Below are 13,226 nucleotides of genomic sequence, written 5' to 3'. Positions count from 1 at the left end.
CGAAATACGCAAATTTTCGTTTTCTCGACAGGTTTCGCGAATGACCATGGCTGCGGCGATGCAAAGCCGGACGGCAGAAGCGCCAGCGCGGTCGAAAGCGAGCCGCATCGCCCATGTCGACGTCGTCAGTGATCTCGGAAAGGCCGAGCCGGTTTGGCGCGCTTTCGAGGAGCCGGGCCACCTCTCGACACCCTATCAGCGCTTCGATCTGTTGAGTCCGTGGCAGCGGCTGGTCGGCGAACACGAAGCCGCCCGCCCCTTCATCGTGATCGCTTACGACGCCGAGCGTCGGCCGTTGGTGCTGCTTCCGCTCTCGCTGCGCCAGAGCCATGGCGTACGCACGGTCTGTTTCATGGGCGGCAAGCATTCGACCTTCAACATGGGGCTGTGGAACGCCGAGTTCGCTGCGCAGGCCGTCACCGCCGATCTCGACGCGCTGTTTGCACCATTGCACGAGAATGTCGATGTGCTGGCGCTGACGCAGCAGCCGCTACGCTGGCACGATCAGCAGAACCCGTTCGCGCTGCTGCCGCGGCAGAGCGCGATCAACGGCTGCCCGGTGCTTGTGATGGAGCCGGGCGGTCCGCCGGAGTCGCGGATCAGCAATTCTTTCCGCCGCCGCCTGAAGAGCAAGGAGAAGAAACTCCAGACGCTCGCGGGGTATCGCTATCACCTCGCCGCCACGGACGAGGACGTCACCCGCCTGCTCGACTGGTTCTTCCGCATCAAGCCGGCGCGCATGGCGGAACAGAAGCTGCCGAACGTCTTCGCCGAACCCGGCGTCGAAGAGTTCATCCGCAGCGCATGCCTGATGCCGCGCGGTGAAGGCCGCATCATCGACATCCATGCGCTCGAATGCGACGACGAGGTGATCGCTGTCTTTGCGGGCGTGGCCGATAACCAGCGCTTCTCGATGATGTTCAACACCTACACGCTGTCGGACCATGCGCGCTACAGCCCCGGCCTGATCCTGATGCGTTACATCATCGACCGCGGCGCCGAACGCGGCTACCGCGCGCTCGACCTCGGCATCGGCTCGGACGACTACAAGCGGATGTTCTGCAAGGACGACGAAGAGATTTTCGACAGCTTTATCCCGCTGACTTCGCGCGGCAGGCTCGCGGCGATGGCGATGTCGTCGCTGAGCCACGGCAAGCGCCTGGTCAAGCAGAACCAGATGCTGTTCGATCTCGCACGAAAGCTGCGGCGAGCGTTCGGGTAGCGGAGAGCGCGTCAGCAATCTAGCGCTATTGACAAGCTTGCACGGCTCTCAGCAAGCCGACAGGTAGCCTAGCGCGACGTGGATTGAACTGCGCCTGTTGCGAAATATCGTGACACCACTTCTGACGGAATATCGAAGGTAAGCTCCTTCCAGGTCTTTCACAAAAATGAGACTGGCCTTCGTGGGCAAGAAGGTAGAAACTCCAATTTGCGAGCATCACCTCCGCCGAGCACCCGAAAGTTGCAATCGCCATCCACACGCTGGAGTAGCGTCATGCGAAACCCTTTTGGACCGACAGTATCTCTTCAAGACCAGCTCGCGAAGGAGGGTCGCGAGCAGGCGAAGAGAATGCCTGGTAGGGAGAGGGAGGAATTGTCGAGAAAGGCCAGCCAAGCTGACACGGCAGCTCGCATCGACGAGTGGGTCAACTCTCCCGGGCTTCAACGACCAACTTAGCTAACATGCTGCCCGAAGCCGCTTCGTCGTCAGGAAACGCCGGGCGCCGCGCGTGTCGATTTTTAGCTACCCCGAATGAAGGTCATTCGTTCGCGATTACAACTGCCGAGGTCGTGGCGGTTGCCGGGCCAGGCGTGACTGCGGTGGGTGCGGCGGCGGCTGCACGCGCTGGGGACAGTGCCGCTGGTGCTAAGTTCCGCAACTAACGGATGAACAATAAAATCGACGAAATGCCGCATGTCGTGACCCGCCCGAACGTCAAGGAGAAGACTAAGGGCCCCGACGATGTCGCACGTCGGGGCCCTTCAAGATCGTCAAGCCGGTTACGTCCGCCGTGCCATCCGATCCAGATGTTTGTCATTACGACACCCGTTCTTGCGCAAAGCGTGTCATTGGCGCGACATCGATGTGATCACATTGCGTTCGATTTGCCGCGCCTCGAGCCCAAGCCGATTGCGGCGCCGAGAACGACCCGCGACAGCTCCTACTTCAATTGACGCGCGATCATCCGCGCCCGCACAGCTTTGGCGACGCTTTGCGGCAGCGCAGACGGCATTTCGGCGAGAGGGTATAAGAACGCCTACGCCGCCACCACGCGCAGCGCTTCCGGCGCATCCGACGGCTGCACGGGCTTGCTCAGCATCGTCACCTCGCTGAAGCCGACAGCCTTGAGCTGCTCGCACATCAGCGTGCGCGCGTCTGCGCCCATCGAGGCATCGGGCACCACGACGGCGCGCGCATTGGTGGTCAGCAGTTCGGCCGGCAGGTCGGAGGCGCTGCCCGCATCGAGCAGCACGTGGTCGTAGACCCTGAGCAGCGCATCGATCGCGAGCGTCACCCGCGGCGACTGGAGCAGGCTGCGATCGAAACCCGGGCGGCCGGCCATGACCAGATGCAGTCGGGAGAGCTTGTCCTTGGTAATGATCTGCGCAAACGACGCATCGCCTTGCATCAGCTCGGCAAGCCCGGGCGCCGAAGCATCGACGGACACGGCGGCAATCGTCGGCGAGGACGCGGCGAGATCGACCACGACAACCCGGGCGTCCCGCGCCAGGTGCCGGGCCAGCGTCAGCGTCGACAGCGTAATGGCTTCGCCAGCCGCGGTGCCGAGCACCGCAATCTTCTTCGCCGTCACGCCCGCGGCGCGCAGGCGCTCCGCCAGTTGCTCGATCTCGGCAAATTCAGCGATGTCCGCATCGGGCGTCATGTCCGGCTGCAGCGGCGCGGACTCCGCAACCACGGAATCGTCCGTCACCTTGGCATCAATGACCGGCTCATGGCGCACCGGTTCCGGCGGCGACGGGATGAGTGCGGCCATCGCGCGCGGCGCAGTCTGGCGCAGCAGCTCGCCGGTGACGACGATGCCGGACGAGAGCAGCAGCGTCGCCAGCGTCGCGATCAGCACGATCGGCAGCTTCTTCGGATAGGCCGGCGTGTTCGAGACGATAGCCCGCGAGATGATGCGGCCCTCGGTCGGGGCGGTATCGATGGTCTCGCGGGTGTTGGCCTCGCGGTACTTGGCGAGATAAGTCTCGAGCAGGTCACGCTGTGCCTTGGCCTCGCGCTCCAGCGCGCGGAGCTGGACGTCCTGGCCGTTGGTCGATGTCGCCTGCTTCTTGAGCTGCTCGAGGCTCGTGGTCAGGCTGTCGACCCGGCCGCCGGCGATGCGCGCGTCGTTTTCCAGCGAGCGCGAGATCTTGCCGGCCTCATCGCGGATCTGGGTGTCGAGATCGCCGAGCTGGGCCTTCAATTCCTTGATGCGCGGATGGTTGCCGAGCAACGTCGAGGATTGCTCGGCGAGCTGGGCGCGCAGCGTCACGCGCTGCTCGGACAGCCGCCGCATCAGTTCTGAGTTCAGGACCTCTGATGCCTCGATCGGCTTGCCGCTCTGGAGCATCTCGCGGATCAGCCTCGCCTTGGCCTCGGCGTCGGCCCTCAGCGCGCGCGCATTGTTGAGCTGGGTGTTGACCTCGCCCATCTGCTGGTTCGACAGCGTCGTATTGTTGGTGCCGACGAACAGGCTCGACTTGGAACGGAAATCCTCGACCTTGGCTTCGGCGTCGGAGACCTTCTTGCGCAAATTCTCGATCTCGCCCGCCAGCCACTGGCTCGCATTGCGCGCCTGGTCCTGGCGGGCATTCTGTTGCAGCACGAGGTAGCCTTCGGCGATCGAATTGGCGACGCGCGCGGCGAGCTCCGGATCGGTCGACTGGAACTCGACCACGATTACGCGCGACTTATCGACGGCGTAGGCCTGGAGGCGGTCGTAATAGGCGTCCAGTACGCGCTCTTCCGGCGTCATCGAGAACGGATCACGGCCGATGCCGACCAACGCCGCGAGCGATTTCAGCGGTGAGATGCCTTGCAGCACCGGATCGAATTCGGGCCGTTCCGCCAGCTTGTTCTTCTTGATGATCTCGCGAGCGAGATCGCGCGACAGCACGAGCTGTACCTGGCTGGTCACGGCCTCGGGGTCGAGCGCCTGCCGCTCCTCGGTGCGCTCGCTGTTCGGTCGCAGGAACACGTTCTCGCGACCGTCGATGAGAATACGCGACTCGGATTTGTAGCGCGGCGTCACCAGATTGACGCCGGCGACCGACAATACGAGCGCCAACACTGTCGGCACGACGATCCAGCCACGCTTGCGCGCCAGTGCTGCGCCCAGCGCGTGCAGATCGATGTCGCCGGATTCAACTGGCGCCTGCTTCACCGCGGCGGACGCGGGTTGGACTTCAACCTTGGCTTTGGCCTCGGGCTTGGCTTTGGTCTTCGAGACAGCCCGCTCGACCACGGCCTTGTCCTTGCCGGCACGCCAGAACGCCAAACGCATCTCACACTCCCGCAGGGCAACGCCGCGACCTTACCTCGACCGCGACAATTACACTCCATTAAGGTTGCCGCTGGGTTAATCACGCACCGCAGCGAGAGCGGCGCTCTCCTCGCCAACACCGTTTGTTAACCACGAGGCCCCTTAATCCTCATCGTATTTGAGTGGATTGTTCGCCTTCGAGCGCTGGTTCTGATCATGCCTCCCTCTTCCGACCAGCCGCTTCGCATCCTGCACGCCGTGCGCGCGCCCGTCGGCGGCATCTTTCGGCACATCCTCGACCTCGCCAATGGCCAGGTCGATCGCGGACATCATGTCGGGATCCTCGCCGACAGTCTCACCGGCGGCGAGCGCGCCGAGAAGGCGCTCACGGAACTCGCGCCGCGGCTGAAGCTCGGTGTGCACAGGCTTACGATCCGCCGCGAGCCGTCACCGGACGACTTTCTCGTGTGGCTGCGCATGCGGCGCTTGATCGCCAAGCTCAAGCCGGATGTCATGCATGGCCACGGCGCCAAGGCCGGCGCTTTCATCCGCATGCGGCGGCGCACCGACGACACCATCCGCATCTACACGCCGCATGGCGGCTCGCTGCATTATCCGCTGCACACGTTCAAGGGCGAGTTCTACGCGCGGCTCGAGCGCGCGCTGATGGACAGTACCGACCTGTTCCTGTTCGAGAGCGCATTTGCCCGCGACACCTATCAGCGTATCGTCGGCGCGCCCAAGGGCGTGGTCCACTGCGTCTTCAACGGCGTCACGCCCGAGGAGTTCGAACCCGTCGTCACCGCCGACGATGCGACGGACCTCGCCTATGTCGGTGAGTTCAGACGCATCAAGGGCGCCGACCTCCTGGTCGATGCGGTGGCGCGCCTGCATGCCCAGGGCCGCAAGGTCACGCTGACGCTCGGCGGCGACGGCGAGGAGACGGCGGCGCTGAAGGCACAGGTGGAGAAACTCGGCCTGACCGGTGCGATCCGCTTCATCGGCCACGTCAAGGCGCGCTACGGCTTCTCCAAGGGGCGGCTGCTCGTCGTTCCCTCGCGTGGCGATTCCATGCCCTATGTCGTGATCGAGGCGGGCGCGGCCGGCATTCCGATGATCGCGGCACGGGTCGGCGGCATTCCGGAGATCTTCGGCCCGGAGAGCCCGGCCCTGTTCGCGCCCAGTAACGCGGACGCGATGGCGGAGGCGATCTCGGCAGCGCTCGAGGACACGCAGGCGACCGCGCGGCGCGCCGCGTCCTTGCGTGAGCGCATCTCGGCGCATTTCTCCCAGCAGGCGATGGTCGATGGTGTGCTCGCGGGCTACCGCGATGCATTTGCCAATCATTAACCATTCTTAAGGCCGCTTTAGAAAATCTTCCGATTTGTCCGATAAGCGAAGTGCCGGGGGATGCTCGCCCGGGTGCACGGTCGCGCCGCGGGTTTGTTGGAATGGACGTGGACGCTAGTGGAACCGCTCAACGCACGCTCGATGCTCGATGCCGCGACCAGTGCCGCGGCAAAACCTGCTGAAAAGCCCTTCGTCGAACGCCGTCGCCGCCTCTCGCCGGCGGCCCTGGAGGTCGTCAACCAGAAGGTCGCCCGCGCCTATTCGCCGATCGTAATCGCCGGCTTCGTGCGCTTGGCCGATTTCGTGCTGCTGAGCCTCGTCGGCGTCACGCTTTATGTCGGCTATGTCGTACCGCTCACCAGCTTCCGCTGGGAGTATCTCGCGGCGATCGTCGGTGTTGCCGTCGCCGCCGTGGTTTGCTTCCAGTCCGCCGACATCTACCAGGTCCAGCTCTTCCGCGGACAGCTTCGGCAGATGACGCGGATGATCTCGTCCTGGTCGTTCGTCTTCCTGCTGTTCATCGGTGCCTCGTTCTTCGCCAAGCTCGGCGGTGAGGTATCGCGACTGTGGCTCGCCGCGTTTTTCTTTCTCGGCCTTGCCGTGCTGATCGTCGAGCGCCTGGTGCTGCGTACGCTGGTGCGCCGCTGGGCGCGCGAGGGCCGGCTCGACCGGCGCACCATCATCGTCGGCTCCGACCGCAATGGCGAGGAGCTGGTCGAGGCGCTGAACGCGCAGGAGGATTCCGACATCCACGTGCTCGGCGTGTTCGACGACCGCAACGACAGCCGCGCGCTCGACACCTGCGCCGGCGCGCGCAAGCTCGGCAAGGTCGACGATATCGTCGAGTTCGCCCGCCGCACCCGGGTCGATCTCGTGCTGTTCGCGCTGCCGATCTCGGCCGAGACGCGCATCCTGGAGATGCTGAAGAAGCTCTGGGTCCTGCCGGTCGACATCCGCCTCTCCGCGCACACCAACAAGCTGCGCTTCCGCCCCCGCTCCTATTCCTATCTCGGCGAGGTGCCGACGCTCGACGTGTTCGAGGCGCCGATCACCGACTGGGATCTGGTGATGAAATGGCTGTTCGACCGTATCGTCGGCAGCCTCGCGCTGCTCGCCGCGCTCCCCGTGATGGCGCTGGTGGCGATCGCGATCAAGCTCGACAGCCGCGGCCCGGTGCTGTTCCGCCAGAAGCGCTTCGGCTTCAACAACGAGCGCATCGACGTCTACAAGTTCCGTTCGATGTATCACGACCAGGCCGATCCGCTCGCCGCCAAGGTCGTCACCAAGAACGATCCGCGCGTCACCCGCGTCGGCCGTTTCATTCGCAAGACCAGCCTCGACGAGCTGCCGCAGCTCTTCAACGTGGTCTTCTCCGGCAATCTCTCCCTGGTCGGCCCGCGTCCGCACGCGGTGCAGGGCAAGCTTCAGAGCCGGCTGTTCGACGAGGCCGTCGACGGCTATTTCGCGCGCCACCGCGTCAAGCCCGGTATCACCGGCTGGGCCCAGGTCAACGGCTGGCGCGGCGAGATCGACAATGAAGAGAAGATCCAGAAGCGCGTCGAGTTCGATCTCTATTACATCGAGAACTGGTCAGTGCTGTTCGACCTCTACATTCTCCTGAAGACCCCGGTCTCGCTGCTGACCAAGAGCGAGAACGCGTATTGAGATTGTCGTGCCAGAACCGCGCTGTCATCGCCCGGCTTGACCGGGCGATCCAGTAATCACCGGCAGCGGAGGCTGCCACTGGCAGCGCGGGTTACTGGATGCCCGCCTTCGCGGAGCATGACGGCGGAAGTTTGTGTGTACCAGTTGCGTAGGCGTATGAGCGTGTGATGGCGTATGCGGCGACAGCCGGGAGACTGAACGTAGCCGCACCGGCTGCGCCCGGCGTGCTTGCGCTCCAGCGCGCGCTGGTCTGGCTGGTCGGCGCCTCCGGTGCGGTCGTATTCATTGAGCCGAGCCCCTACGAGATCGTGACGCTGCTCGCCACCGTCACCTTCTTCGCCACCGGCCTGCGCTTGAGGCTCGTGCTCATGCCGCTGGTGCTGCTGCTGGTCCTGCTCAACGTCGGCTACACCATCAGCGCAATCCCGCTGTTCGAAAAGTCCGAGGTCGCAAGCTGGATCGCGACGTCCTGGTACATGGCGGTCACCGTAGTGTTCTTCGCCATGGTCACCACCGAGGACACGACCGCGCGGCTCGACATGCTCCGCCGCGGACTCGTGGTCGGCGCGATGGTGGCCTCGCTCTCCGCCATCGCCGGCTATTTCAACCTCGTCCCCGGCGGACACGACCTCCTGACGCTCTACGAGCGCGCGCGCGGCACCTTCAAGGATCCCAACGTGCTCGGCGCCTTCCTGATCCTGCCGGCGCTGTTCTCGCTCCAGAGCGTGGTCTCCGACGGTCTGTCTAAGTCGTTCCGCAACGTCATCGCCTTCGGCATCATGGCGCTGGCGATCCTGCTCGCTTTCTCCCGTGCCGCCTGGGGTGGCCTGGTCCTGACCTCCGCGTTCATGCTGGCGCTGATGGTGCTGACCAGCCGGAGCAACGCGCAGCGTTCGCGCATCATCATCATGGCTCTGGTCGCCGCCGTACTGGGGCTCGCGTTGATCGCGATCCTCCTGTCATTCGACTCCGTCGCGGAGATGTTCAAGCAGCGCGCGAGCTTCGACCAGAGCTATGACGAAGGCCGCTTCGGCCGGTTCGGCCGGCACATCCTCGGCGCCGAGATGGCGCTGGACCTGCCGTTCGGCATCGGACCGCTGCAATTCCACCGCTACTTCCCCGAAGACACCCACAACTCCTACCTGAACGCCTTCATGTCGGGCGGCTGGCTGTCCGGCATCTGCTATCCCGCGCTGGTCTTCACCACCGTGATCATGGGCTTCCGCCATATCTTCGTCCGCGTGCCCTGGCAGCGGGCTTATCTGGCGATCTTCTCCGCGTTCGTCGGCACCGTCGGCGAGAGCTTCGTGATCGACACCGACCACTGGCGTCACTTCTGGATGATGCTGGGCGCGATGTGGGGCATGATCGCGGCCGCCCAGGCCTACAAGATCAGGACTGGCGACGAAGCTTCTTCAGCTTGAGATCGGGCCGCTTTTCCGGCGGCGTATCGAGAAGGCCCTTGAGCGCTTCGGTTGCCGCGAGCACGCCCTTATAGCCTTCAGTCGCGAAGCGCAGCAGCAGGCGCAGTTCCTCGTCGGAATAGGCATTGAACACCTTTTCCATCGCCTGCTGCATCGGCACGTAGAACTGGCCGATCTTCATGGCAGCCTCGGGCACGACCGCGATGAAGACCTTGCGGCGGTCTGCATCGTCGCGCTCGCGGCGCACGAGGCCGGCCTTCTCGAGCCGGTCCACCACACCGGTGATCGCGCCTGTTGTGAGCCCGGTGACCTCGGCGAGCCGGCCGGCGGTGACGCGCCCTTCCAGGTACAGGATGTCCATGCATTCGAGGTCGGAATTGGCAATTCCCGCCATGTTCGCAACGGCTTGGCCATAGAGCACGCCCTGCGCGGACGACCGCCGCATCGCCTCTTCCAACTCCTGCAACAACGCCGCGCGCGCCTTCGTCCTTGACAAGGCCGACCTCTTCTCTTATTCGATATATATCTTAGTCACTAAGAGATTTAGCGACCGTAATTTCTCCTAGCACCACGGAAACGTCCGGAGCAAGCCATGTCCAACCGTCCCCGCAAGGCCCTGATCATCGGCGCCGGCATTGCCGGGCCCGTCGCGGCCATCCTCCTCCGCCGTGCCGGCATCGAATCCGAGATCTACGAGGCCTGGCCGTACTCCACGGGGATCGGCGGCGGATTGCAGATCGCGCCAAACGGCATGCAAGTGATGGACGAGATCGGCCTTGCCGGTGAGCTGATCAGCCGTGGCTCGGTCGCGGAATCCTTCGACCTCTGCTCGCAGAGCGGCCAAAGGCTCGGCTCGCTCAACCGCGACATGGAGCGCCGCTTCGGCCAGCCTGCGGTCAACGTCTGCCGCGCCACGCTGAACGAGATGCTGATCGACAAGGCCTGGTGCTCCTGCGTGTCGCTGTATTTCGAGAAGCGGCTGATCAAGATCGAGGATCGCGGCGACCAGCCGATCATCGCCTATTTCGCCGACGGCACCACCGCCGAAGGCGATTTCCTGATCGGCGCGGACGGTGTGCACTCCATGGTACGCCGCCAGGTGATCCCGGACGGGCCGGCCCCCTTCGACACCGGCCTGATCGGTTTCGGCGGCTTCGTGCCGCGCGCGGTCCTCGACGGCACAGCGATCGGCCAGCGCGTCGTCACCACGTTCGGGCAGAGCGGCTTCTTCGGCTACGCCTTTTGCAGTCCGGATCCGAATGACGGCGCGATGTGGTGGAGCACGCAGCCCGCGCACGGCATGGACGCGGCGATGTTCCGCGCGCAAGATCAGGCAACGATTAAGCAACATCTGCGCGACTTCCACCGGGGCTGGCACGATCCGATCCCGGCCATCATCGAGGCCGCCGAAAACATCGTGGTGACGGATACGCTCGACGTTGCGACCCTGCCGACCTGGTCGCGCAAGCGCTCGCTGCTGATTGGGGATGCCGCGCATGCGACGAGCCCGCATGCCGGCCAGGGCGCCTCGCTCGCGCTCGAGGACGCGATGCGTCTGGCGCGGCTGATGCAGGACGGCCAGGAGCTCGGCCTCACCTTCCAGAATTTCGAGACCGAGCGCCGCCCGCGCGCCGAGAAGATCGTCGCGATTGCCCGTCGCAACGGCAACAGCAAGCGCGAATTCAGCGCCACCGGCGCGTGGGTCCGCAATCAGATGATGAAATGGCTACTGCCACTCGGCGCGAAGAGCATGGAGTTCATGTACGCGTATGACGCGCGGGCGGTGTAGCGGCAATCACGATGTCATCGCCCGCGAAAGCGGGCGATCCAGTATTCCAGGGACGGTCGTGATGAACCGAGAGGCCGCAGCGTGCTGGATGGCCCGCCGTCGCGGGGCATGACAGCGTGCCGCCTATGCTTCCACCGCGAACGTCAGCCCGGCGTGATCTTGAAGCCGCTTGATCAGCTTGTGCTGCATCGCTGCGCCCGGTGTCCAGAGACCGGCCGCCACGTCCGGCGTGTCGCGCAACAGGCAGATCGCGCATTCGGAGATGATCTTCGCCGTCGATGCGTAGCCAGGATCGAGATCGCCCTTGATAGCGGGGACCTGACGGCCATCGGGCGCGATCGCAACATAGAGCAGGTCGTAATGACCGTTGTCGCGCTCTTCCTTCGAAGGGCCCTCGCCGGGCTTGAGCGCTTCGGGGCCGGTTTTTTCGCTGTTCGCAGCCATCACGCGCTTCGCGTTGGCTTGCCCTTCCTCGCCTGCCCCAGTCAGCACCATCTCGTCGTAGACGAAGTCCCTGCCATACGGGAAGCCCATCAGCATGTTGGAGCGATGGACGTTGCGCGTGTTGAGCGTAGCCATCGCGAATGGCGCGGCCCAGGATTGCAGGTCCTCCTCGAAGACGGGCTTGTTACCGCGCGGCTGCTTCGGACCCTCAAAGCCGGGCGTGAATGCAAAGGGATCTTTGAGGATCGACACCAGGCTGAGGTCCTGCGCAACCGCCTCGAAGGTCACCCTTGCGCTCGCCGAGGTGCCGCCGGAGAACTTCCAACTGATGTCGCGGACGCGCCCCTTGACGCGTGGCGCCGGCGCCCCGAACACGCGCCGAGCTTCCTCCTGCACGAAGAATACACCGAGTTCGAACGGCACCGAGTCGAAGCCACAGGGGACCATGATGCGCGCGCCGCTCGCTTTGGCCTCCGCCTCGTGCCTGTCAATCATCTGCTTTAGCCAGATCGGCTCGCCGCAGAGATCCATGTAGTCGGTGCCCGACGCAACGCAGGCGGCGAGCAGATCGGAGCCATAGAGCTGGTACGGACCGACGGTGGTGATCACCAGCTTGGCTTGGTTGACCAACGCGCGCAACGAGACGGGGTCGGACGCATCGGCAACGATGAGCGGCGTGTCACTGGGTGCGCCGATCGCGTCGCGAACCGACGCAAGCTTGTCCCTGCTTCGCCCGGCCATCGCCCATGTCAGCGCGCTGTCGCCCGCGTACTGCGCGGCGATATACTCGGCGACGAGCTGGCCGGTGTATCCGGTCGCGCCGTAAACGACGATGTCAAACTTCGACGACACGGGTCGGGTTTCCTGCAACGGCCTCGAGCTTAGCTTTCCACCTTGAACGTCAGCCCGGCGTGATCTTGAAGCCGCTTGATCAGCTTGTGCTGCATCGCTGCGCCCGGGGTCCAGATTCCCGCGGGCACGTCGTGTGCATCACGCAACAGACAGATCGCGCATTCCGAGATCATCTTCGAGGTCGAGCCGTAGCCGGGATCGCGGTCGCCGGTGACACCGGCGCGAACCTGGTGGCCGTCGGGCGCGATCGCGACATAGAGCAGATCGAAGCGGCCGTTTTCCCGCTCTTCCTTCGAAGGCCCCTCGCCCGGCTTCGGCGCATTCGGGCCCGTCTTCTCAGCATTGGCGGCCATCACACGCTTCGCATTCGCCTCGCCCTTCTCACCGGGACCGGTCAGGACCATCTCGTCGTAGACGAATTCCTTGCCGTAGGGAAAACCCATCAGCATGTTGGAGCGATGGACGTTGCGCGTGTTGATCAGCGCCATCATGAAAGGCGCGGCCCAGGATTGCAGGTCCTCCTCAAGAATCGACCTGTTGCCCTTCGGCTGCTTCGGGCCGGTGAATCCGGGCGTCAGCGCGAACGGATCGTTCAGGATCGCGACGAGGCTGATATCTTTGGCGACGGCATCGAATGTTGCCTTTGCGCTCGCCGCGGTGCCGCCCGAGAGCGTACCGCGCATGTCGCGCACGCGGCCCTTCACGCGCGAGGCGGCTGCGCCGAACACGCGCTTGGCCTCTTCCTGCACGAAGAACGCACCGAGCTCGAACGGCACGGAATCGAAGCCGCAGGAGAATACGATGCGCGCACCGCTCGTCCTGGCCGCCGCTTCGTGCTTGTCGATCATCTGCCGCATCCAGACCGGCTCGCCGCAGAGGTCGAAATAATCCGTGCCGGTGGCAACGCAGGCGGCGAGCAGCTCCTCACCATAGAGCTGATAAGGTCCGACGGTCGTGATCACCGACTTCGTCTGGGCCACCATCGCGTTCAGCGATGCCGAATCGGCCGCATCCGCGACAATCAGCGGCGTGTCCGTGGGCGCAGCGATTGCGTCACGTACTGATTTGAGCTTGTCGAGGCTGCGCCCGGCCATCGCCCATTTGAGCGCCTTGTCGTCCTTGTAGTGCGCGGCCAGATATTCGGCGACGAGCTGGCCGGTGAAACCGGTCGCGCCGTAGACGACGATGTCGAATTTCGCAGAACTCATGGTGCGG

General features: G+C 64.4%; 9 protein-coding genes. 5 read left to right on the top strand and 4 right to left on the bottom strand.

The features are described 5' to 3' along the window. The first annotated feature begins 40 nt into the window (after positions 1-40). A complete protein-coding gene (locus tag MTX21_RS03875) occupies positions 41-1,222 on the top strand; it encodes a GNAT family N-acetyltransferase (RefSeq protein WP_280970600.1) in 1,182 nt (393 codons plus the stop codon). A 1,036-nt stretch (positions 1,223-2,258) separates the two neighbouring features. Here the strand turns inward: MTX21_RS03875 and MTX21_RS03865 are convergent. Beyond that, on the bottom strand, positions 2,259-4,508 hold the full coding sequence (locus MTX21_RS03865) for an exopolysaccharide transport family protein (protein ID WP_280970598.1): 2,250 nt from the start codon (positions 4,506-4,508) through the stop codon (positions 2,259-2,261). A gap of 195 nt (positions 4,509-4,703) precedes the next feature. Here MTX21_RS03865 and MTX21_RS03860 point away from each other — a divergent pair, with 195 nt between their 5' ends. The 3 genes from MTX21_RS03860 to MTX21_RS03850 all read left to right on the top strand — a co-directional run bounded on the left by MTX21_RS03860 (position 4,704) and on the right by MTX21_RS03850 (position 8,926). Then, positions 4,704-5,837, top strand: a complete 1,134-nt coding sequence (locus MTX21_RS03860) for a glycosyltransferase family 4 protein (RefSeq protein WP_280970597.1) — start codon at positions 4,704-4,706, stop codon at positions 5,835-5,837. A 117-nt stretch (positions 5,838-5,954) separates the two neighbouring features. Further along, a complete protein-coding gene (locus tag MTX21_RS03855; protein ID WP_280970596.1) occupies positions 5,955-7,502 on the top strand; it encodes an undecaprenyl-phosphate glucose phosphotransferase in 1,548 nt (515 codons plus the stop codon). Between the two features lie 167 nt (positions 7,503-7,669). Continuing rightward, complete coding sequence (locus tag MTX21_RS03850; protein ID WP_280970595.1) at positions 7,670-8,926, top strand: O-antigen ligase family protein; 1,257 nt, start codon at positions 7,670-7,672, stop codon at positions 8,924-8,926. Here MTX21_RS03850 and MTX21_RS03845 read toward each other — a convergent pair. Next, positions 8,895-9,371, bottom strand: coding sequence for a MarR family transcriptional regulator (locus tag MTX21_RS03845; RefSeq protein ID WP_280970961.1), 477 nt, complete (start codon positions 9,369-9,371; stop codon positions 8,895-8,897). The genes MTX21_RS03850 and MTX21_RS03845 overlap by 32 nt on opposite strands. A 147-nt stretch (positions 9,372-9,518) precedes the next feature. On the opposite strand from MTX21_RS03845, the gene MTX21_RS03840 reads away from it, so the two are divergent. After that, complete coding sequence (locus MTX21_RS03840; protein ID WP_280970594.1) at positions 9,519-10,715, top strand: FAD-dependent monooxygenase; 1,197 nt, start codon at positions 9,519-9,521, stop codon at positions 10,713-10,715. 123 nt (positions 10,716-10,838) lie between these two features. Here the strand turns inward: MTX21_RS03840 and MTX21_RS03835 are convergent, their stop codons facing one another. Both MTX21_RS03835 and MTX21_RS03830 read right to left on the bottom strand, forming a co-directional pair. Next, positions 10,839-12,011, bottom strand: coding sequence for a saccharopine dehydrogenase NADP-binding domain-containing protein (locus MTX21_RS03835; RefSeq protein ID WP_280970593.1), 1,173 nt, complete (start codon positions 12,009-12,011; stop codon positions 10,839-10,841). A 29-nt stretch (positions 12,012-12,040) separates the two neighbouring features. Beyond that, complete coding sequence (locus MTX21_RS03830; protein ID WP_280970592.1) at positions 12,041-13,219, bottom strand: saccharopine dehydrogenase NADP-binding domain-containing protein; 1,179 nt, start codon at positions 13,217-13,219, stop codon at positions 12,041-12,043. Positions 13,220-13,226 lie beyond the last annotated feature (7 nt).

This window comes from Bradyrhizobium sp. ISRA430, assembly GCF_029909975.1.
In the GTDB taxonomy this organism is placed as follows: domain Bacteria; phylum Pseudomonadota; class Alphaproteobacteria; order Rhizobiales; family Xanthobacteraceae; genus Bradyrhizobium.
The sequence above is the reverse complement of the archived record's forward strand: the minus strand, read 5'-3'. Positions and strand labels throughout refer to the sequence as shown.

Bases quoted from the DNA above. Each gene is read 5' to 3' on its own strand.
- MTX21_RS03875 (WP_280970600.1), top strand. From the start codon at position 41: ATGACCATGGCTGCGGCGATGCAAAGCCGGACGGCAGAAGCGCCAGCG.
- MTX21_RS03865 (WP_280970598.1), bottom strand. From the start codon at position 4,508: ATGCGTTTGGCGTTCTGGCGTGCCGGCAAGGACAAGGCCGTGGTCGAG.
- MTX21_RS03860 (WP_280970597.1), top strand. From the start codon at position 4,704: ATGCCTCCCTCTTCCGACCAGCCGCTTCGCATCCTGCACGCCGTGCGC.
- MTX21_RS03850 (WP_280970595.1), top strand. From the start codon at position 7,670: ATGGCGTATGCGGCGACAGCCGGGAGACTGAACGTAGCCGCACCGGCT.
- MTX21_RS03845 (WP_280970961.1), bottom strand. From the start codon at position 9,371: ATGCGGCGGTCGTCCGCGCAGGGCGTGCTCTATGGCCAAGCCGTTGCG.
- MTX21_RS03840 (WP_280970594.1), top strand. From the start codon at position 9,519: ATGTCCAACCGTCCCCGCAAGGCCCTGATCATCGGCGCCGGCATTGCC.
- MTX21_RS03830 (WP_280970592.1), bottom strand. From the start codon at position 13,219: ATGAGTTCTGCGAAATTCGACATCGTCGTCTACGGCGCGACCGGTTTC.